At 64.1% G+C, this 21,276-nt stretch carries 17 protein-coding genes; 7 read left to right on the top strand and 10 right to left on the bottom strand.

Annotation, left to right across the window (positions count from 1 at the left end):
• Positions 1-62: 62 nt before the first annotated feature.
• Positions 63-1,577, bottom strand: a complete 1,515-nt coding sequence (locus Q0P60_RS12945; protein ID WP_294993893.1) for an acetyl-CoA hydrolase/transferase family protein — start codon at positions 1,575-1,577, stop codon at positions 63-65.
• Between the two features lie 363 nt (positions 1,578-1,940).
• On the opposite strand from Q0P60_RS12945, the gene glnE reads away from it, so the two are divergent.
• Entirely contained in the window at positions 1,941-4,736 is a 2,796-nt protein-coding gene (gene glnE / locus Q0P60_RS12940; protein WP_294993890.1) for a bifunctional [glutamate--ammonia ligase]-adenylyl-L-tyrosine phosphorylase/[glutamate--ammonia-ligase] adenylyltransferase, read from the top strand.
• A gap of 180 nt (positions 4,737-4,916) precedes the next feature.
• Here the strand turns inward: glnE and Q0P60_RS12935 are convergent, their stop codons facing one another.
• The 6 genes from Q0P60_RS12935 to Q0P60_RS12910 form a co-directional block, all read right to left on the bottom strand.
• A complete protein-coding gene (locus Q0P60_RS12935) occupies positions 4,917-5,483 on the bottom strand; it encodes a queuosine precursor transporter (protein WP_294993888.1) in 567 nt (188 codons plus the stop codon).
• Between the two features lie 76 nt (positions 5,484-5,559).
• The gene (locus Q0P60_RS12930; RefSeq protein WP_294993886.1) at positions 5,560-6,072 is read right to left on the bottom strand and encodes a hypothetical protein; all 513 of its coding nucleotides are present in this window, start codon (positions 6,070-6,072) and stop codon (positions 5,560-5,562) included.
• A gap of 31 nt (positions 6,073-6,103) precedes the next feature.
• Positions 6,104-6,607 (bottom strand): hypothetical protein, encoded by a 504-nt coding sequence (locus Q0P60_RS12925; protein WP_294993883.1) that lies wholly within the window; start codon positions 6,605-6,607, stop codon positions 6,104-6,106.
• Between the two features lie 19 nt (positions 6,608-6,626).
• Entirely contained in the window at positions 6,627-7,478 is an 852-nt protein-coding gene (locus Q0P60_RS12920; protein WP_294993880.1) for a DUF2145 domain-containing protein, read from the bottom strand.
• Positions 7,479-7,526: 48 nt separating this feature from the next.
• Positions 7,527-7,754, bottom strand: coding sequence for a hypothetical protein (locus Q0P60_RS12915; RefSeq protein ID WP_294993877.1), 228 nt, complete (start codon positions 7,752-7,754; stop codon positions 7,527-7,529).
• Positions 7,755-7,874: 120 nt separating this feature from the next.
• On the bottom strand, positions 7,875-8,834 hold the full coding sequence (locus tag Q0P60_RS12910; RefSeq protein WP_294993874.1) for a mitochondrial fission ELM1 family protein: 960 nt from the start codon (positions 8,832-8,834) through the stop codon (positions 7,875-7,877).
• 126 nt (positions 8,835-8,960) lie between these two features.
• Here Q0P60_RS12910 and Q0P60_RS12905 point away from each other — a divergent pair, with 126 nt between their 5' ends.
• Both Q0P60_RS12905 and Q0P60_RS12900 read left to right on the top strand, forming a co-directional pair.
• Complete coding sequence (locus Q0P60_RS12905; RefSeq protein ID WP_014035771.1) at positions 8,961-9,551, top strand: malonic semialdehyde reductase; 591 nt, start codon at positions 8,961-8,963, stop codon at positions 9,549-9,551.
• An 86-nt stretch (positions 9,552-9,637) separates the two neighbouring features.
• Positions 9,638-10,345: a YceI family protein gene (locus Q0P60_RS12900; RefSeq protein ID WP_294993869.1), complete on the top strand. Its 708-nt coding sequence runs from the start codon at positions 9,638-9,640 to the stop codon at positions 10,343-10,345.
• 233 nt (positions 10,346-10,578) lie between these two features.
• Here Q0P60_RS12900 and Q0P60_RS12895 read toward each other — a convergent pair whose 3' ends face one another.
• Positions 10,579-10,980, bottom strand: coding sequence for a hypothetical protein (locus Q0P60_RS12895; protein WP_294993866.1), 402 nt, complete (start codon positions 10,978-10,980; stop codon positions 10,579-10,581).
• A gap of 187 nt (positions 10,981-11,167) precedes the next feature.
• On the opposite strand from Q0P60_RS12895, the gene Q0P60_RS12890 reads away from it, so the two are divergent.
• Entirely contained in the window at positions 11,168-11,986 is an 819-nt protein-coding gene (locus Q0P60_RS12890) for a hypothetical protein (RefSeq protein ID WP_294993863.1), read from the top strand.
• Between the two features lie 47 nt (positions 11,987-12,033).
• Here the strand turns inward: Q0P60_RS12890 and Q0P60_RS12885 are convergent, their stop codons facing one another.
• On the bottom strand, positions 12,034-12,831 hold the full coding sequence (locus Q0P60_RS12885) for a siderophore-interacting protein (protein ID WP_294993860.1): 798 nt from the start codon (positions 12,829-12,831) through the stop codon (positions 12,034-12,036).
• A 59-nt stretch (positions 12,832-12,890) separates the two neighbouring features.
• On the bottom strand, positions 12,891-13,451 hold the full coding sequence (locus Q0P60_RS12880) for a PadR family transcriptional regulator (RefSeq protein WP_294993857.1): 561 nt from the start codon (positions 13,449-13,451) through the stop codon (positions 12,891-12,893).
• A gap of 566 nt (positions 13,452-14,017) precedes the next feature.
• Here Q0P60_RS12880 and aceE point away from each other — a divergent pair.
• From aceE to Q0P60_RS12865, 3 genes are all read left to right on the top strand, one after another.
• The gene (gene aceE, locus Q0P60_RS12875; RefSeq protein WP_294993854.1) at positions 14,018-16,705 is read left to right on the top strand and encodes a pyruvate dehydrogenase (acetyl-transferring), homodimeric type; all 2,688 of its coding nucleotides are present in this window, start codon (positions 14,018-14,020) and stop codon (positions 16,703-16,705) included.
• A 1,359-nt stretch (positions 16,706-18,064) separates the two neighbouring features.
• Complete coding sequence (locus Q0P60_RS12870) at positions 18,065-20,086, top strand: ATP-binding protein (RefSeq protein ID WP_294993851.1); 2,022 nt, start codon at positions 18,065-18,067, stop codon at positions 20,084-20,086.
• Complete coding sequence (locus Q0P60_RS12865) at positions 20,083-21,273, top strand: hypothetical protein (protein ID WP_294993848.1); 1,191 nt, start codon at positions 20,083-20,085, stop codon at positions 21,271-21,273. Before Q0P60_RS12870 ends, Q0P60_RS12865 begins: the two co-directional genes overlap by 4 nt.
• Positions 21,274-21,276 lie beyond the last annotated feature (3 nt).

Below are 21,276 nucleotides of genomic sequence, written 5' to 3'. Positions count from 1 at the left end.
AGCTGTCCGTGCCTGGGGTCAGATCCCTTTTCGGCAGAAAAGGGCTCTGACCCCCAACGCAGTCAGCGCTTCATCGTGCCGGTATCCAGCCAGTGCTGGTGCCACGACAGCGCTTCCGGCAGCAGGTGCGGGGTGTGCTTGCCGTAGCTCTCGCGGCTGGCACGGTCGAAGTAGTCCTGCAGCTGCGGGCGGAAGTCCGGATGCGCGCAGTTGTCGATCAGCACCTGCGCGCGCTTGCGCGGGGTCAGGCCGCGCAGGTCGGCCAGGCCCTGTTCGGTGACGATCACCGACACGTCGTGCTCGGTGTGGTCAACATGGCTGGCCATTGGCACGATCGCCGAGATGGTGCCGTTCTTGGCCGTGGACGGGCTCAGGAACGCCGACAGGAAACCATTGCGGGCAAAGTCGCCGGAACCGCCGATGCCGTTCATGATCCGGGTGCCCATCACGTGCGTCGAATTGACGTTGCCGTAGATGTCCACTTCGATCATGCCGTTCATGCCGATGCAGCCAAGGCGGCGCACCAGTTCCGGATGGTTGGAGATTTCCTGCGTGCGCATGATGATGCGCTCGCGGTAGAAATCGATGTTTTCCTTGAACGTCTCGTTGGCCTGCGGGCTCAGCGCGAAGCCGGTGCACGACGCGTAGCTCAGCACGCCATCGCGCAGCAGGTCGAGCATGCCGTCCTGGATCACTTCGGTGAACGCCGCCAGGTCGCGGAAACCACTCTTGGCCAGGCCGGCCAGCACCGCGTTGGGGATGTTGCCCACGCCCGACTGCAGCGGCAGCAGGTTCGGCGGCAGGCGGCCCTTCTTCACTTCGTGCTGGAGGAACTCGATCAGGTGCGAGGCGATCTGTTCGCTGGTCGCATCGATCGGGCTGAACGGGCTGTTGCGGTCCGGGCCATTGGTGCGCACCACGGCCACGATCTTGTCCGGGTCGCAGCGCAGCGCGGTGTCACCGATGCGGTCGTTGGCGTTGACCAGCGGAATCGGCTTGCGGTGCGGCGGCAGCGCGGTGCCGTAGTAGATGTCATGCATGCCGTCGACGCCGGCCGGCTGCCATTCGTTGACCTCGACGATCACCTTCTTCGCCAGGTCCAGCCAGGTCTTGTTGTTGCCGACCGAGGTGGAGGGCACCAGCGAGCCGTCCTCGCGGATGGCCGACACTTCGATCACGGCGGTATCGATCTCGCCGTAGAAGCCGAACCACACGTGCTGGGCGACGTGGCTGAGGTGGATGTCGATGTAGTCCAGCTTGCCTTCGTTGATGCGGTTGCGCGCATCCGGGTCGCTCTGGAACGGCATGCGCATGGCGATGCCATCGGCCTTGGCCAGCGCGCCATCGAGTTCCGGCGCGGTGGAGGCGCCGGTCATCAGCTTGATCTGGAAGGGCTGGCCCTGGGCATGCACCGCTTCGATGCGGCGGGCCAGTTCGACAGGAACGGCCTTGGGATACCCGGAGCCGGTAAAGCCGCTCATGGCCACGGTTTCACCGGGCTGGATCAGCGCGGCTGCGGCCTCGGCGGAGACCACGCGGTCACGTAGACGCGCGTTGGCGATGCGATCAACAGACATGACGACAGTGTTTCTGGGGGGAAACCCGATTATCGGCCATCCTCATCCGTACGGGGGGTTCTACCTTCGTGGAATGGCTTTTCCCTGCCGGGGACACCCGTACCCACCGGTTTTGTTTTGCAGTGCAGCGTGCAAAGTGCTTTCGCAGCCCGCACGATGGCCCTGCATCCCGACGTGGGGGAGGGAGCAGAGCCCGCTGGCAGTTCGCTGCAAGCGGGCTTTTTTATTGCCCGTCGCCAAACATGAATACGCGACCCCATTACCGGTAGTGCCGGCCGCTGGCCGGCAACCCCAGCAATCTTCGGCAGGACCGTCGGATCTGCCGGCCAGCGGTCGGTACTACCGGGTCGATACAATCGACCCATGACCTTCGCCTCCGCTGAATTGCCCGCCGCCCTGCAGCCCGTCGTCGATCGCGCCCTGGCGCGCCTGGCCCAGGTCCTGCCCGAGCCCGTGCCGACCGACCTGCAGCCCCTGCTGACCCGGCTGGCCGTGGCCAGTGATTTCGCCCTCGACACCCTGGTCCGGCAACCGGCGCTGCTGGCGCAGCTGGCCGCGCCCGGATGCCCGCCGATTGCGACACCGGTACTCGACCCGCTGCAGCCCAGCGACTGGCCCGTGCAGTTGCGGCGCTGGCGCACGGCCATGTCCACGCGGCTGGTCTGGCGCGACCTGGCCGGGCTCGACGATGTCGCGCAGACCCTTGCCGGTGCCACCCGCCTGGCCGAGGACTGCCTGCGGCTGGCGCTGCAGGCGTTGCAGCAGGAATTCGCGCAGCGCCACGGCGTGGTCCGCGATGGCGAAGGCGCCGCGCAGCAGCTGGTGGTGTTCGGGCTCGGCAAGCTCGGCGGCGGCGAACTCAACTTCAGCTCCGATATCGACCTGGTCTACGCCTACCCGCACGGCGGTGAATCCGATGGGCCGCGCGCGCTGGCCGCCGAGGAATACTTCGCCCGCCTCGGCCAGCGCCTGGCCAAGCTGCTGGACGAAACCACCGTCGATGGCTTCAGCCATCGCGTCGACCTGCGCCTGCGTCCGTTCGGCAGCGCCGGCCGCGTTGCATTGTCGTTCGCGGCGATGGACCAGTATTTCCAGCGCGAGGGCCGTGACTGGGAGCGCTACGCGTGGCTGAAGGCGCGCGCGGTGGCGGGCGATATCGCGGCCGGCGAAGCGTGGCTGCAGACCCTGCGCCCGTTCGTGTATCGCCGCTACCTGGATTTCACCGCACTCGATGGCCTGCGCGAGATGAAGGCGGCGATCACCGCTGAAGTGGCGCGCCGCGAGCTGCACGAAGACATCAAGCGCGGTGCCGGGGGTATCCGCGAGATCGAGTTCCTGTGCCAGGCGCTGCAGCTGATCCGTGGCGGGCGTGAGCCGGTGCTGCGCGAACGCCGCCTGCTGGTCGCGCTGGATGCACTGGTCGGCGCAGGGCAGATCGCCGCGGACGACGGCGCCGCATTGCGCGAGGCCTACCTGTTCCTGCGCCGCCTGGAGAACCGCCTGCAGATGCTGCGCGACGCACAGACCCACGTGCTGCCGGGTGATGCGCTGGATCGCGAGCGGATCGCCGTCGGCCTGGGTTACCCCGACTGGGACGTGCTGCGCGCGGCACTGGCCGTGCAGCAGCAGCGGGTCAGTACCGAATTCGCCGCGCTGCTGGCGCCGCGCAAGGGCCAGGCCGCGCCGGACGCGCTGGCCAACTACTGGCGCAGCCTGCCGGAGGGCAGCAACGCGCCGCTGCTGGCCGAAGCCGGTTTCCTCGACGCCAACGGTGCCGACCAGTCGCTGCGCGATTTCGCCCAGGGCAGCGGCGTGAAGTCGCTGTCCGATGCGGCACGTGCGCGCCTGGACCGCGTATTGCCGGCACTGCTGCATGCGGCCACGCGTTCCCCGCAGCCGGACGCTGCGCTCAAGCGCGTGCTCGGCCTGCTGCAGGCGGTGTTGCGCCGGACCAGCTATCTGGCGCTGCTGGACGAGCAACCGAGCGCACTGGCACGGCTGGTCGATGTGCTGGCACGCAGCGCGCTGCTGGCCGAACGCCTGGCCGCGTACCCGCTGCTGCTGGACGAGCTGCTGGATGTGCGCGTGTCCGGACCGATGCCCGGCTTCGACGGCATGCTGGCCGAGTGCCGGCAGGTGCTGCCGGTGGAAGATCCCGAATCACAGCTGCGCTGGCTCAACGAGACGCGGCTGGCCCTCAGCTTCCGCATGGCGATGGCTACGCTGGACGGGCGTCAGGGCGCGGTGGACAGCACCCGGCAACTGGCCGAACTGGCGCAGGCGGTGGTGATGACCGTGCTGGCGATGGCCGAAGCGGACATGCGCGCAGCGCACGGCGAAATTCCGGGCGGACGCTTTGCGATCATCGGCTATGGCAGCCTCGGCGGTCTCGAACTGGGCTTTGGTTCGGACCTGGACCTGGTGTTCCTGCACGACCATCCGGCCGGGGTGGAGGCCAGCGATGGCGCACGCCCATTGGAGCCGGGGCGCTGGTATGCACGCCTGGCGCAGAAAGTGATGGCGCTGCTCGGTGCGGTGACCGCCGCCGGGCGCCTGTACGACATCGACGTGCGCCTGCGCCCGGATGGTGGCAAGGGCTCACTGGTGTCTTCACTGGCCAGCTACACCGAGTACCAGCGCGAGCGCGCGTGGACCTGGGAACACCAGGCGCTGGTGCGTGCGCGTGGCGTCGCCGGCGATGCCAGCCTGCTGGCCGACTTCGAGCAGGTGCGCGCGCAGACACTGGGGCGCCAACGCGATCGGGCCACGCTGTATGCCGACGTGCTGAAGATGCGTGGGCGCATGCGCACCGAGCTGGATCGCAGCGATGCCGCGCGCTTGGATCTGAAGCAGGGACCCGGCGGCGTGGTGGATCTGGAGTTCCTGCTGCAGACCGGGGTGCTGGCGTGCAGTGCGCAGCATGCGGGGCTGCTGCAGCCGCGCGATACACCGTCACTGATCGACGCACTGGCCGCGGCCGGCTTCCTGGTCGATGGCACGGCGCAGGCGCTGCACAGCGCCCACGCCACGTTGCTGGAAGTGGGCCTGGCCTGCACCCTGGATCGACGCCCGCGGCTGGCGCCGACCACCCCGGCGATCGAAGACGCCTGTGCGGCGATCACCGCCGCATGCATCGCCGCCGAGTTGCCGTTTGCCTGAGCGGCCACGACAGAACGCCAACCCAGGTTGGCAGCTACCAGGGCAGGAGCCGCGCATGGCTTGGCTTCTGGTGGGTGCCGACCGTTGGTCGGCACGATCTGTCGGTTGCGATGAAGGCTGAAGGCCAGTGCCGACCAACGGTCGGCACCCACCAACCAGCAAGCACCTACCAATCAGGCTTCAGCCGGCGCGTTCGGTCCGCAGCGGTGCCATCTTCCACAGCAGTGCGCGGAACGGGGCCAGCAGGCACACGCCGATCGCCAGCTTCACCGCCAGGTCGCCCGCGGCCCAGCTCACCCACGGCAGCGCCGAGCCGGCAAAGGCGATCGACCAGAAAATCGTGGTATCCACCGTCGCACTGCAGGTGGTGGCCACCATCGGTGCGCGCCACCAGCTGCCACGGCGCAGGCGGTCGAACACGGTGATGTCCAGCAGCTGCGCGACGATGAACGCCGAGCACGAGGCGATGGCGATGCGCGGCGTCGCCACCCAGATCGACAGCAGCACTGCCACCGCGAACCCGATCCACGCCACGCGGCGGGCCGGGCCCGGGCCGAAGCGGCGGTTGATCAGGTTGCTGACCAGGAACGCGACCGGATAGCTGAAGGCGCCCCAGGTCAGCCAGTCGTTGATCGGGTACTGCACCAGCACGTTGGACAGCAGCACCACCGCGCCCATCGCCAGCACCGCCAGCACCAGGGCGCGCGGAGTCAGCGGGGCAAACACAGGGGCAGGACGCACGGACATGGCGAGCCAGGAGGACAAAGGGGGATCGCCCATTATCCGCCCGGCCCGCGGCAATACCAAAACCGTCCGTTCAGTTTTACAGCGCTTCGCTCATCACGTCGCCGGCGGCGTAGGCCGTGGGTACGTAGGCCAGGGCCTGGCCCTGCGCGCTCTTCACGGTCCAGCCGGCGCCCGCCTCGGTGGGGTCGAAATGCACCTGCTGGCCCACCACGAAGGCCGCGGTCAGGTCTTCGTGCACCTGCGCCGGCCAGCGCAGGGTGGCGGTCTGATCGGCCTTGTCGGGCACCTGCAACTGCACCTGGCGTTCGCCCTCCGGCGTGGTCTCGACCTTCTTCACTTCCATCGGCGGCAGCGGTACCGCCTTGCTGCGCGTGGCCTTGCCGTTGCGCTCGCTGGCCTTGAACGGGGCCTTGGAAAGTTCGGACAGGCCCGCCGACGCGGCGAGCGGGACCGACACCACGATCAGCGAGGTGATCAGCACGCTGGCCTCGCTGCTGTTCAACTGCGGCGCGGCGCCGGCATGGACGGTGGGCACCAGCAGCGCGGAAAGCAGCAGGGCAGTGGCGGGAATACGCAGGCAACGGAACATGCAGACCTCCTGGTCAGTACAAGACGGCGACTCAGCGCCGGGTATCGAAGATGTCGCGCGGGCCGGTGGCCTCGGGCAGGTATTCCAATGCGCGGCCCTGCTCGTCCTTCAGTTGCCAGCCCTGGTCGGCACCGGTCGGCTCGAAGTTGACGGTCTGGCCGACGCTGAACTGCACGGCCGGATCGCCGGTGCGCTGCGGATACTGCATGGATGCGGTATTGGCCGGATCGTTGGCATCGCGCAGCAGCACTTCGCGGCGGCCATCGACCGTGGTCGCGATCGCGCTCACCTGCATCTGCGGCAGCTTGATCTGCGCAGGGCGCGCCAGCGGGCGGCCGGCGTCGGCAGCATCCTGTGCCTCCCTGGCGGCGGCTGCGCGCGCCGACTCCACCAGCTGCGAGGACATTTCCAGGCTCGGCCCCGCTGGCGGCGCATCATGGATGATGACGATCCGGCGCCCGGCATGGGCGTTGGCCGAGCAGGCCAGGGCAGTGACGATCAGCATCGGCATCAGGCAGCGGTGCAGCAGGCGCATGTCGTTTTCCTTGCGGAAATCAGGGGGTGGCTGCGGCGGCCGTGGCCACCGGCACATGGGGAATCACCAGTTCCTGCTGCAGCTGGCTGCGCTGGTGCAGGAAGTCGAATACCGATTCCACCGTCACCACCGAATAGTTGCCGGAGAGGCGTTCGCCGGCGGGGTGGTCGGTGGTGGTCGCGTTGGCCACGAACAGGCGTGCACCGACGCGCTTGCCGAGCCCGATATGCAGCACGCTGGGCTGGTACTTCTGCTGGCGCAGCCACTGCTGGGCCTGTTCGCGCTTGACGATGGCCGCGGCACCGTCGGCCTGCGCCATCGCCGCGGCCAGCACTTCCAGGACCCACTGGTTGGAGTTCTGGTAGTCGGTGGCGAACGGATAGGCAACCACGTTGTAGCGGGTTTCATGCAGCGCCTTGGGCTGGATCGAGGGCGAGACCAGCATTGCCTTCAGCGCGGCGCGCAGCGCTGCCGACGGCACGCCGATGCGCAGGTCGGTATGGCCGCCGCTCTCGCCGACGAAGTTGCCCAGGCCCTCGTGGTACAGCTGCGAGCTGTCGGTCTTGCATCGGTTGAGCAGATGCATCGCACGCCAGCGGCCGTCGTCCTCGCGCAGCAGGAAGGCCAGATGGCTGTGGCGCAGGCCGTAACGGCTCAGGTCCTGGCCACCGCGTGCGGCCACCACCACGTCCACATCGGGCAGCGCATCCAGTCGCTCGGCGGTGGTCCAGGCCACATCCAGCATGGCCGCCTGCGCCGCCACGCTGGGGTAGCGCTCGCGGCAGACGCTGCTGTTGGCCCACGTGGGTGCAGCAGCCAGCAGGCCGATGATCAGCAGCAGGATGCCGGGCAGGCGGGGAGAACGATCCATGTCGATACCTTCAACGGCGGGTAGGCCCGCGCGCCGATCATACGCCGCTCAGCGCAGCGGGCGGTCCACGCCCTTGCGCTTGAGCTCCCTGTCGCAGGCATCGCTGATCGGTGCCACCGGCAGCGGTGGGCGCTCGCTGCGCGAATCACGCAGGGCCGGCTGTTCGCGGTAGGCGTCCAGCTGCTGCTGGCATTGATACGAGATCGGATCCAGCTCGGTGGGCGCGGTGGAACACGCGGCAAGCAGGGCCAGGGGCAGCAGGAGCAGGGTACGCATGGGGACAGGCCGGTCCGATGGGGGGACACGGGACTCTAACCGCGCGGCCCGATCGAAATGTTCAAAAAGCGCTGGCCGCCCGCGTCGGTAGTGCCGGCCGCTGGCCGGCAACGGCATTCGTCAGCCCGGTGCCAGGCGCTGCTTCACCTCGGCCGCGATGCGTGCGGTCTCGCGCAGCGGTTCGATGCGGTCGTACTGCCAGTCCAGCCACCTCGGCTGCAATCGCCCGCGTTCGCGCAGCTGCTGCTGGAAGCGCGCCAGCCGGCCCTGCACGGTATCGGCCAGCGCCACCATCACCGGCATGCGGGTGGCGCAGGCTTCGGAAAGCAGGTTCACCGAATCGGGTGACACCACCACGCGGTTGGCCCAGCCGAGCAGGCCGCCATACGGGTTCACGCCATCACCGCCGTCGCCCCAGATCACATGCGGAAGATGGGCGAACTTCGCGCGCAGGATCTCCGCCAGTGCCGGTGGCGTGCGCCGCGAGGTGGTGGCCAGCAGGCTGCCGCCTTCGCTGTGGATCTGCTCGGCCAGCGCCTGGAATACGCCGACCATGGCGGTTTCGTCCCACGGCGCCAGCGGCGTCGGCCCGCCCACCAGCAGCGCGGTACGCGGGCCGGGCAGGGTGCTGAAGCCGGCAAACGCGGCGCGACCCCAGGCCAGCCAGTCATCGTCCACCGGGTTGAGGCTGCCAAGCAGAGTCAGCACGTTGCTGCCGCGCAGGGCGTCGTGTTCGGGAACCACCACTACATCCCAGTGACGGGCGCCGATGCGGGGGTCGAGGATCTGCACCACCTGGCTGCCGCGCGCGCGCAGCACGCGCAGGGCGCCCGCGGCCTGGCGGCCACAGCCGATCGCCAGTGAGGGGGCCTCCGCGGCCAGCGTCGCGAACGCCTCGCCGTAGCCGTTCACATCGCCCGGCAGGCGCCGCGGCGACAGCCAGCGCCAGGGCGCGCGGGGCTGCAGGAGCAGCGGCCGATGGGTGCCCTGGCGCAGCGCCGAGGCCAGCGCGACCGCCTGGCGGACATTGCCCGCACGGCCGTCAGTGACCGTCCAGGGTGCGCTCGATCGTTTCACCATTGGCATTAATTCGTTTCAGCCCTGCTGGGTGTTGCAACAGTCGCGACACTCTACACTGCGGCTCGTCGTTTCGCCCCGCGCCGCCCGCGGGCACTGACTTCCCTTAGCCGCCCTGGAGATCCACCGATGTCCCACGCGCTCGACGCTGCTGCCCTCGACCAGCTGTTCCGTACTGCCCGCACCCAGAACGCCTTCCTCGACAAGCCGGTGCCGGCCAGCCTGCTGCAGGAGCTGTACGACCTGGTGAAGTGGGGCCCGACCGCGGCCAACACCACGCCGGCCCGCTTCGTCTTCGTGACCTCGAAGGAAGCCAAGGAAAAGCTGGCCCCGGCCCTGTCCGAAGGCAACCTGGCCAAGACCATGGCCGCCCCGGTCACCGCCATCATCGGCTTCGACCTGGACTTCCACGAGAAGCTGCCGTACCTGTTCCCGCACACCGATGCCAAGGCCTGGTTCGACGGCCCGCAGGAAGGCCGCCACGAAGCCGCCATCCGCAACGGCAGCCTGCAGGGCGCCTACCTGATCCTGGCCGCGCGCGCGCTGGGCCTGGATGCAGGCCCGATGTCCGGCTTCGATGCGGCCAAGGTCGATGAGGCCTTCTTCGCCGGCACCTCGATCAAGTCGAATTTCCTGGTCAACCTGGGTTACGGTGACCCGGCGGGCCTGTTCCCGCGTCTGCCGCGCCTGTCGTTCGACGAAGCGGCGCGCATCGCGTAAGTCGCTGTATCGGTTTCGGGCCCGCTGCCGCGCGGCGGGCTCTTGCTGCACCGTGTACCCACCCTACGATCCGGAGAGTTCCTGAGATGAGCGCCACCCGTAAACTGCTGCTGCCGCTGGCCCTGACCCTGGCCATCGCCGCCTGCTCCAAGCCGGCCGACACCGCGGCCCCGGCCGCTGATGCCGCCGCCCCGGCCACCACCGAACAGGCCGCCGCCCCGGCTGCCGATGCCGCCGCTGCTGCGCCGGCCGCCGAAGCGATCAAGATCGCCTCGGGCACCTACAAGCTGGACCCGAGCCACACCGACGTGCTGGCCCAGTGGAGCCACTTCGGCTTCTCGCACCCGAGCGCGCACTTCGGCAACGTTGAAGGCACCCTGGTGTACAACGCCGAAGACGTGACCAAGTCCACCGTGGAAGTGAAGCTGCCGCTGAGCGGCCTGAACAGCTTCACCGCCAAGTTCGACGAACACCTGAAGAGCGCCGACTTCTTCGACGCTGCCAAGTTCGCCGACGCCACCTTCAAGAGCACCAAGGTGGAAGCTGCGGGCACCAACAAGCTGACCGTCAGCGGCGACCTGACCATCAAGGGCATCACCAAGCCGGTCACCCTGGATGTCACCGTCAACGGCGGCGGCGAGCACCCGATGGCCAAGGTTCCGGCCGCCGGCTTCGATGCCACCACCACCCTGAAGCGCAGCGACTTCGGCGTCGGCGCCTACGCCCCGAACGTCAGCGATGAAGTGAAGATCCGCATCACCACCGAAGCCACCGGCGAAAAGCCGGCCGCGTGATGCACCCCGCTCACTCGTCGTGAGAAGGCAGAAGGCCCGCTGCGAAGCGGGCCTTCTTTTTTTCATGGTCTGGTAGAGCCGGCCACTGGCCGGCTGCATATGAGGTGCCCGATGTTGAGGAAGTTGCCGGCCAGCGGCCGGCACTACCGGGCCCGGTGATTGCCCCTCAAGGTAGGTGCCCTTAGAAGGTGGGTGCGGACCGTTGGTCCGCACATCCCCGCACATCCCATCCCTCAGCGCAGCGCCCCCAACCACGCCGCGCATGCCTCGCTCGGGCTCTGCTTGGGCTTCACCGTCATCCCGCTCACGCGCACGAAGGTCTGCGCCGCCTGCGCTACCACCTGGCGCGCGATCAGCGCTGCCTGCTTGGTGGCAGCCTGCTGCTTGCGCAGCTGCACGATGTGCACCGAGGGGCGGCCCACCGGCGCGTACTTCTGGTCGCGACGCAGTACGTCGGCGACCTGGGCGACTTCGAACTCGGCCTGCAGGTAGCGGTGCTGCGCCTCCACCAGTTCACGCAGCGGCGTGCGCAGGGCGGCGGCATCGGCGAACGCGGCCAGTGCGGCATCGCAGGCGGCATCATCGACAAGGCGGGTACGCAGCGCATCCACGCTGGCCAGGGTCAGTTTGGCCATGTGGGCCTCATCGCTGCAGGAAAGGAGCGCGATTGTCGCATTGCTTGCCCGTGAGGAGTGCGGACCAACGGTCCGCACCCACCCGACCGCAGTGGCAGCCACCGGTCCGCACCCACCCGGGTGGCGAGCAGCCAGGCGTGGGCTCGGGCCTACAATGGCCCGCTGTTCTACCCACGGAAGGAATCCCATGCAGGACGCGCAGTACTGGTTGAACGAATTCTGGTCGGGCCTGAGCGTGCTCGATCTGGTCGGTGGCAGCGTGCTTGGCACGGTCATCGGCCTGCTGCTGGGCAGCCTCGCCTGGCACTGGCTGCACCGCCGCGGCTGGCTGCGGCGGCAGCGGCGCTGGCATCACTGGCTGCTGGCCAGCTACGTGGTGGTGTTGCCACTGGCCACCGCCTTCTTCGGCCTGCAGCTGGGTTTCAGTGCCGGTGCGCACCGCGCGCTGTTCAAGCAGCTGGATCATTTCCAGCCGCACCTGCAGGCCCTGGTGGAAGGTTGGAGCGAAGGCTTCACCGATTCGCTGGATGACCCGCGCATGCGCGAGGCGCTGCGCAGCCAGGGCACGGTGGGTGAGGTCGCCGATACCATCGCCTCGGCCTATCTGAGCGAACACCCGCTGCCCGGCCTCGATCGCCTCGGCGATGGCCCGCTGGCGCGCGGCACCGGCTGGGTGATCGGCAAGGTGCGCGAAGGCCTGCTGCGCGGCATGCTGGAAGACACGCTGGTGGACAGGGCCGGCAGCCTCGGGTTGGAACCGAAGGTGGTGCGTGAAGCACTGACCATGCACGTGGACGAACTGCTGCATACCCGCGGCGTGCTGCGGCTGGTGAAGGCGCAGATCAACGGCATGATGCCCGGCGTGTACTTCGGGCTGCTGCTGCCGTTGCTGGTGATCGCGCTGCTGGTCGCGCTGGAGATCTGGGCCGCGCAGCGCTTCGGCTGGACGCGGCAAGCGGTAGTGCCGGCCGCTGGCCGGCAGCTGCAGATTCCTGCCGAGGGTTGATGAGGTTGCCGGCCAGCGGCCGGCACTACCCATCACCTACCCTGGGATCAATCGCCGTCCTGGTCGTCCGGGTGGGCCTTCCAGTAGCCGGTCGATCGGATCCAGTCGCGCGGCACGCCGAGGTGGCCTTCGATGAACTTGCGCATCATCCGGGCGCGGCGCGATTCGGTGGCGATCCAGTAGAAGACGTCGCCTTCCGGAGCCTCGAAGTCGGTCAGCATGTCTTCCAGCAGGGTGCTGGTCGCGGCCGGGAAGCCGTTGCGCTCCAGCCAGTGGATGCGCACGTTCTCATACTGCGGCAGGTCCTGGCGCTCGGCCTCATCGCTCACTTCGATGAAGGCCTGCACCTCGGCACCTTCCGGCAGCACGTCCAGCCAGCGGGCGATGGCCGGCAGCGCGGTTTCGTCGCCGATCAGCACATAGGCGTCGTAGCTGTCGGCCACCACGAACGAGCCGCGCGGACCGCCGATCACCAGCACATCGCCGGCCTTGGCCTGCTCGGCCCACGGCCCGGCGATGCCCTGGTCGTGCAGCACGAAGTCGATGGCCAGCTCACCGGCCTGGTGGTCCCACCAGCGCGGGGTGTAGTCGCGTGCCGGCGACGGCTCCTTGCCGGCCGGGTAGCTGCGGCCTTCGGCGGTGAGCACCGGCAGCACCATCTCGCCGCTGGCGTTGGGGAAGAACAGCTTGATGTGGTCGTCGGCGCCGGGCGAATCGAAGCCGGCCAGCTCGGCGCCGCCCAGCACGACGCGGCGCATGTGCGGGGTGACTTCTTCGGTGCGCAGCACGGTCAGTTCACGGAAGCGCACATCCAGGCGCAGGCGCGAGTTGTTGTGTTCAGTCATGGGAGTACCTGTAAAGGTGTCGCGCAGTGCTGCGCGGCGTAGGGGAGACCTGGCTGGAGTCAGTCTGGCTGGGTCGTTGGAATCGATGCGCTCTCGCTGCCGGCATGACCGTTGAGCAGGGCCGAGGCCCGCGTCAGCAGTGCCGCCACCTCGTCCGCCTCGCCTTCGGCCCAGCGGCCGTGGTGGTGGACCAGCGCCCGCTTGAACTCGCGCAGGGCGCAGGCCAGCGGCGGCGGCAGCGAGGCCTTGGTGATCTCGCGGGCGCGGTCGAAGGCACGCCGCTGCGCCAGGCGGACCTGGGTGCGCTGCACCTTCAGCTCGAACTCGCCGGCGGCGGTGATGCGGAAGATCCGCTTCCCGTCCACTTCCTCGGCCTCGATCCAGCCGGCCTGCTCGAAGCTGGCCAGCAGCGGGTACATGGTGCCGGCGCTGGGCGTGTAGGCCTGCATGAACTGGTTGCTGATCAGCTGCATCAGTTCGTAGCCATGACGCGGCTGCTCGCCGATCAGGGCCAGTACCAGCAGGCGCAGGTCGCCGCGGCTGAGCACCCGCGGCTGGCCGTTTCGGCGCGGCACGGCCGAATCAGTGGAACGGGCTCTGGGAGAGGGGTTGCGGCTCATTTCGATATATCGGTAACGAGTGTGCAAACGATATATCGATATATCGAAGCCGGCAATCATCGATCCGGCCACAAGCGGGGCTGTTTTGGGCCATGGGCGGCCACGCGCGCAGCAGAAGGGGCGCCTCTTGCGAGGCGCCCCTGCCGCAACCGTGGAAGGGAGTGAGGCAGGGCCAGACGGCGGACCGAGAGGTCGGGGCCAACACTCGAGGCCTACCCTGAGGCCGGGGCGGCGACCAATCCAGAGGCAGATGCGACACGTTGTCGCCGGTTCAGCGCTGCGCCCGGAACACTCCTGCCCGCGTGTCGGAGTTGCCCCACAACGGTCATCGGCAGCAGTAACACTGCGTCCTGCACATGGGCGCAGCGGTCCGCAAGCGACACCCCGCGCAGCCGCCAAGCCCCGCCAGTGCACCCTCGCAGGGCCTGGCAAGCCCCTTGCGGACACTGGCCGGTTGCATCCATACGGCAGCGTAGCCAAGTGACGAAAGCCCTTGGTGCGCTACACTTTGCGGTCTAGAAATCTATACAACAGTCGCGCGCGTGCGTGCGGTTATGGGAGCGCTAATGAACTGGTTGAACGAGGTGCTGAACAACGACCCGAATCCTGTGGAAACCCAGGAGTGGATCGAGTCGTTGAAGGCCGTTATTGATGTCGAGGGCTCCGAGCGCGCGCATCAGCTGCTGGAAGGCATGGTGGAGCTGACCCGTCGTTCGGGCGCCTACCTGCCGTTCTCTCCCACCACCGAGTACGTCAATACCATCGAGCCGCAGCTCGAGGCCAAGAGCCCGGGCAATGCCGAGCTGGAATGGCGCATCCGTTCGATCATCCGCTGGAACGCGATGGCCACCGTGGTCCGCGCCAACCGCAAGCCGGGTGACCTGGGCGGCCACATCGCCTCGTTCGCCTCCGGCGCCACCCTGTACGACGTGGGCTTCAACCACTTCTGGCGCGCCCCGAGCGAGAGCCACCCGGGCGACCTGCTGTTCATCCAGGGCCACAGCGCCCCGGGCATCTACGCGCGTTCCTTCCTGGAAGGCCGCATCAGCGAAGAGCAGCTGGACAAGTTCCGCATGGAAGTGGACGGCGGTGGCCTGTCCTCGTACCCGCACCCGTGGCTGATGCCGGACTACTGGCAGACCCCGACCGTGTCGATGGGCCTGGGCCCGCTGGCCGCCATCTACCAGGCGCAGTTCATGCGCTACCTGGAAAACCGTGGCCTGATCGAGAAGTCCGACCGCAAGGTGTGGTGCTTCATCGGCGACGGCGAGAGCGACGAGCCGGAAACCCTGGGTGCGATCGCCCTGGCCGGCCGTGAAGGCCTGGACAACCTGATCTTCGTGGTGAACTGCAACCTGCAGCGCCTGGACGGCCCGGTGCGCGGCAACGGCAAGATCATCCAGGAACTGGAAGGCGTGTTCCGTGGCGGCGGCTGGAACGTGATCAAGCTGCTGTGGGGCGGTTACTGGGATGCCCTGCTGGCCAAGGACAGCGACGGCGTCCTGAAGAAGCTGATGATGGAAACCGTCGACGGCGAATACCAGAACTGCAAGGCCTTCGGCGGCGCGTATACCCGCGAGCATTTCTTCGGCAAGTACCCGGAAACCGCTGCGATGGTCGCCGGCCTGTCCGACGACGACATCTGGCGCCTGAACCGTGGTGGCCACGATCCGCACAAGGTGTATGCCGCCTACCACCAGGCCGTGAACACCAAGGGCATGCCGACCGTCATCCTGGCCAAGACCGTGAAGGGTTACGGCATGGGCAGCGCCGGTGAGGCACTGAACCCGACCCACCAGACCAAGAAGCTGGACGACGAAGCGGTGCGCCACTTCCGCGACCGCTTCAACATTCCGGTGACCGACGCGCAGCTGGCCGACGGCCAGGTGCCGTTCTACCACCCTGGCCCGGATTCGCCGGAAGTGCAGTACCTGCAGGAACGCCGTGCCGCCCTGGGCGGTTACCTGCCGCAGCGTCGCCGCAAGGCCGACAAGACCTTCGTGGCGCCGAAGCTGGAAGCCTACGACCGCCTGCTGAAGAGCAGCGGCGAGCGCAGCTACTCCACCACCATGGCGTTCGTGCAGAGCCTGAACATCACCCTGCGTGACAAGGAACTGGGCCCGCACATCGTGCCGATCGTGGCCGACGAAGCCCGTACCTTCGGTATGGAAGGCCTGTTCCGCCAGATCGGCATCTACGCGCCGTTTGGCCAGAAGTACAAGCCGGTCGACGCCGACCAGCTGATGTTCTACCGCGAAGACCAGAGCGGCCAGGTGCTGCAGCAGGGTATCAGCGAGCCGGGTGCGATCAGCTCGTGGATGGCCGCCGGTACCAGCTACTCGGTCAGCAACGTGCCGATGCTGCCGTTCTACATCTACTACTCGATGTTCGGCTTCCAGCGCGTGGGCGACATTGCCTGGCAGGCCGCCGACATGCGTACCCGCGGCTTCCTGCTGGGTGGCACCGCCGGCCGCACCACGCTGAACGGTGAAGGCCTGCAGCACGAAGATGGCTTCAGCCATCTGGTGGCCGGTGGCATCCCGAACGTGCGCAGCTACGACCCGACCTTCGGCTTCGAAGTGACCGTGGTACTGCAGCACGGCACCAAGCGCATGATGGAAGATCAGATTGACGAGTATTACTACGTCACCCTGATGAACGAGAACTACACCCACCCGGAAATGCCGGAAGGTGCGGCCGAAGGCATCGTCAAGGGCATGTACCTGCTGACCGACGCCGGCAAGCCGAAGAAGGGCGAGCTGCGCGTGCAGCTGCTGGGCTCGGGCACCATCCTGCGCGAAGCCATTGCCGCCGCCGAGCTGCTGGACAAGGACTTCGGCGTGACCGCCGACATCTGGTCCTGCCCGAGCTTCAACGAACTGCGTCGCGATGGTTTCGACGTGGAACGTGCCAACCGCCTGCATCCGGAAGGTGAGCAGCGCAAGGCCTACGTGACCGAGCTGCTGGAAGGCCGCCAGGGCCCGGCGATTGCCGCTACCGACTACGTGCGTGCGTACGCGGACCAGATCCGCGCGTTCGTGCCGATGTCGTACACCGTGCTGGGTACCGATGGCTTCGGCCGTTCGGATACGCGTGCGAACCTGCGTAGGTTCTTCGAAGTGGACCGCTACTACATCGCGCATGCCGCGATTGCGGCGCTGGCGAAGGAAGGCAAGATGACCGCGAAGGATGTGGCCCGGGCGATCAAGCAGTACAAGATTGATCCGGAGAAGGCTAATCCTGTTGGGGTTTGATTGAGCACCTGCTAGAAGCAAATAGGGCGACCGCAGGGTCGCCCTATTTTGTTGGTTGGAATTTTCATATGCTGGGAAGTAGAAGTCGGCAGTCGCCGATCGCTGCCTTGGCGCAACGAAGAGAAGTAAGATGGATCATGATGTCCCGCAAGTAGTTGAGTCCCACGGAAATGGCCAATCGCCTCAATGTGAGCAATTGGTAGCGTCGTGCGGCCGGGCGGGTGATGTTATTAGTATCTTCAGTGGCGCCGGCGGTCTCGACCTAGGGTTTGAGCAGTCCGGCTTCTCGGTTCCTGCTGCGTACGATGTTAGGAGGTCGAGCATTGATTCTTACAATGCAAATCGTCGAGGCTCTCCTGCGGGCCATGTGGCCGATGTCAGGAATCTGTCCGTTGAAAAAATTGTTGCGGACTGTGGAAGCCGAGAGACCAGCCCTGTTGGCCTAATCGGGGGCCCCCCTTGTCAAAGTTTCAGTGGCGCGAATACAGCGGACAGAGATGATGATCCTCGCCACTCTCTTCCCGAGCAGTATGCAAGATTGGTACATGAGCTAAACGCACGATCCCCCTTGCACTTTTTCGCCTTTGAGAATGTTGTGGGCCTCATTGGTCCGAAACATGTGCATGTCTATGAGAGGCTGAAGCTCGATTTGGCAAGGGATTTTAACCTGACCGAGGTAGTTTTGGATGCGTACGACTTCGGCCTTCCTCAACGCAGGCGACGCATCATAGTTGTGGGGTTTAATAGAAAGATTTATGGAAATCTGCATTGGATCGTGCCTGAGCAGGTTTCGAAGAGACTAACGGTTAAGGACGCAATCGGTGATTTGCCTGAGCCAGTTCACTTCGAGCGAGGGCTTTCTGAGTCTTCTATTCCATATCATCCAAACCATTGGTGCATGAAGCCTAAATCGCCAAAATTTAGTGATGGTCGAATGAGTGTGGGCAGTAAGAACAGGCGGTGCTTTAAGGTCTTAAGTTGGCATGAGCCCAGTCCTACAGTTGCTTACGGTAATCGGGAGGTTCATGTCCACCCTGGACAGCACCGCCGGTTGAGTGTCCTTGAGGCTATGAGACTGCAGGGATTTCCCGAGAGCTTTGTGCTGAAGGGAACTTTATCTTCCCAGATCACCCAGGTCAGCGAGGCCGTTCCGCCCCCTCTTGCGCGGGTCATAGCTGAATCTATAAAGAACCAGCTTCGGCTTGGATGAAATTGAATAATCAAGGCTGTAGGACAATTTTTATCTTCTTGAAGAGAAATCGGTTCAATTTGTCTTGATAGATGTTGAATGGGGATGGTCTGCCCTTAGATCGATCGACAGCAGAGCCCGAAGATGATGGCTCGCCAATGGAGTGGACTGTGACGAACGAGAATGAAATCCGCACCAAAAGTGCTGAGTACATCGAGAATCAAAAGGCTCTGGCCGCCTATCTGGCCGATCCAGACTCATCTGGAAAGCCGGTCAGAACTCACCTTCAAGCAAGCGATAGAGTCATCGCCCGGGTCACCGATGGCATCTACCGAGAGCCGGCCTCTGCGCTTCGCGAGCTAATTTCGAATGCATGGGACGCTGACGCTACTCATGTGACAATTCTGACAGATGCGCCGAGGTTCGCGAGGATATATGTGCGTGACGATGGCAATGGGATGTCATTCGACACCCTTTCCCATCTTGTAAAAAACATCGGCGGGAGTGCAAAGAGGAGCGCGAAGGGTGAGGATCTCGGCGTTACTGGCGCTGATCTCGATAAATCACCTAGTGGGCGCCAATTAATCGGAAAGATTGGGATTGGACTCTTCTCGATTAGCCAGCTTGCCCGTCGCTTTCGAATAATCACAAAGGTCAAGGGCGAAAAATATCGCCTGATTGCCGAAATATCTCTGCGAACCTACGCGGAAGACGCAGGGGAATTTGATCACGCCGAAGTTGAAGGTGATGATCAGTATATTAGTGGTGTCGTAGAAATAGTGAGTCAGCCTGCGGATGATGTAGATTCACATGGCACTGACCTGATACTAGAAGATGTAAAACCACGCGTCAGGGACCTTCTGAGAGATTCTGATAGGTGGTCACAAGTATTTCAGCGAGAAGAGGCGGAGAAGGATGGAGACAGGGAGGCGGCAAATTCAATTAGAGTTCAACGTCCTATGTTCCACTCGGGATGGGTTGCCACTTCGTCGCCTGGTGTGGCAACGACCGTAGAGGTCCCGTCCCACTACCCATGGACGGATGAGACCGATATCGGCGACCGCATGGCTGCACTAATGGACGCAGTCGAGGAGCAAGGGAAGAAGACGGACAGACCTGACCTTTCCTCCACTTTAGATGCATATTTGAACATGCTTTGGACGCTAGGTCTGTCTGCGCCGGTTCGCTATGTAGATAGCCATCCCTTTGACTTGAAGGCATCCGATCAGCTGGATCTGTATTGGATATCGAACGAGCAAAAAGGCCAGTCAACTGCAGTGCCTATGTTGCCTGGAGAGACGGTTCGTGAGGCAGTTAAAGCTCGGGGCCCGGGGCAGAGAGAGTTGAGGGATGGATTGACTCAGGCCGGTGGCGATTTTAGAGTATTCATCGATTCGGTTGAAATAAAACACCCGGTCAGGTTCAAGTATCTCCCGGCGGGAGAAAGGAATCTGTCTAAGTCACTTTTGTTCGTGGGTAGTTACAGCCCTGATCTTAGTAAGGTTTCAGCTGATCGAAGGGGAGGGGGGCTCTCTCTTGAGGGTTATGCTTTTTGGACTGGTCGAATTGTCCCGAAAGAGAATAATGGTGTGCTAGTCCGGATCAGGGGGGCGAGCGGTGCATCCTTTGATCCAACTTTCTTTAATTATCAGGTTTCAGAGCTAACGCGTCTCCGGCAAATTACGTCTGAAATATTTATCCGTCGCGGTCTGGATGCTGCACTGAACATTGATAGAGAATCGTTTAACTTCTCACATCCTCATGTGCAGTTAGTCGCCGGCTGGGTTCAGCGTGGCATAAGGCAGCTGACGAACAAGCATAAGGACCTAGCCGCCAAGCTTAGGAAAGATCGTCTTGGAACTAAGGCAGCGCAAGAAATCACAGCGCTCCAGAGCTACGTCAACAAGGTCTGGGCTGAAAGGCAGGCAGACGAATTGCCGCCTGAAGTTACAATCGCAGATGCTCCGGTAGTGGAGGTTGCGCGAAATCAGGGAAAAGTTGCGCTTCACAAAAAGACCGTGTCTTCGATCAAGGCACTTCGACAAATGCCCTCTGGTCAAGGAGAGAATAAAGTCGAGGCGCTAGTGCAAGTACTGCTGGCGTATGACGTACTTCAGGGCATGGATTACGCGGAGCAAGAAGCTCTCGTCGCGGCCATTCTTTACGTGTTTCACGGAGTTGAATCGAAATGAATAGAGTTGACCCAGATGGACATGGGCAGGACTATCTAGACGATTCCCTGCTGGAGAATATATATGGGGAAGATTCGCCTCCTGAAGACTTGGTGGCCTCTAGAAAGCGAGTAGACTTTAAGGCGTGGCATCATCCGGCAAAGCAATTTGTTCGTGAAAATCAGTGGCTTATGCAGGTGGAGCGACTGGGGCCCTTCGAGGGGAAAACAATCGTCTATCTCTCACTACCTGGCGAAGACATGTTCGATGTCAGAGTCATTGGAGAGGCGGTAAAACGTGGAGGAGGTCAGATTAAGCTTCTCGGATTCAACTCGAGAATTGCGGGGGCGGAAGATGCTGGGAGCCAAATTAACTCTGAGTCTGTTCTTCGGCAAGAAGGGATAATAACCGACGACTCTCTGACGCTTCCTGATCGCCTGCAGGACATTGCTGCTCCGAGATCTCACGTATACGAGCGAATGGCTTCATATGGTAAGTTTGATGTGGTTAATCTTGACCTCTGCGATCACTTGGGTGCTAGTACCGATGGTGTGAGCATCTTCGATGTAATCGAAAAAATAGCGTTTCATCAGCGAGGATATACCACTCCTTGGCTCTTTATGCTAACTACGCGAGTACATCCAAATTTCATAAACCTTGCTCAAGAGAAGTTCTCTCCCCCTATTCGAAAGAATATTGAACTGGGCGAAGCGTTTTCGGAGAAGTTGGCGGAACTGATAGGTGCTCACAGCTGCGTGGTGGACGATGTCGATCAGTACTGGGAGCTGGTCGGCGATCCCTTGCTTAAGATATTTGCAGTCGGTCTTGGAAAGTATCTATTGCATTTGCTTCATAATCAGGTGCAGGATCCGGCGGCGGTTGAGTTGTCGAGTTGCTGCGGCTATCGAGTCGAGGCGCAGCATCTTGATATGCTTTCGGTCGTTTTTAGGGTAACTCCGCGCGACAAGGTAATGATTCCTGCGGCACAGACCAATTCAATTGAAATTCCGGAAGTAGAGCTGTCCAGTGCAATACAGATTGTCCGGAAAGCCGGCCGCACAATTGATGTCGATGCTGCTCTCCAGAGTCCTGAGACGCTACGTAATTTAGTTGAAAGTACGGAGAGGTTGCTGCAAGGCGGGAACTATGATGTCTCAAAGTACCAAGAGTGGCTGGGTGCGCACAACGTTCGGCCACATGTGCTCTGAATG

Source organism: uncultured Stenotrophomonas sp. (genome assembly GCF_945952405.1).
Taxonomy (GTDB): domain Bacteria; phylum Pseudomonadota; class Gammaproteobacteria; order Xanthomonadales; family Xanthomonadaceae; genus Stenotrophomonas.
This window is presented reverse-complemented; position numbering and strand designations above follow the sequence as displayed.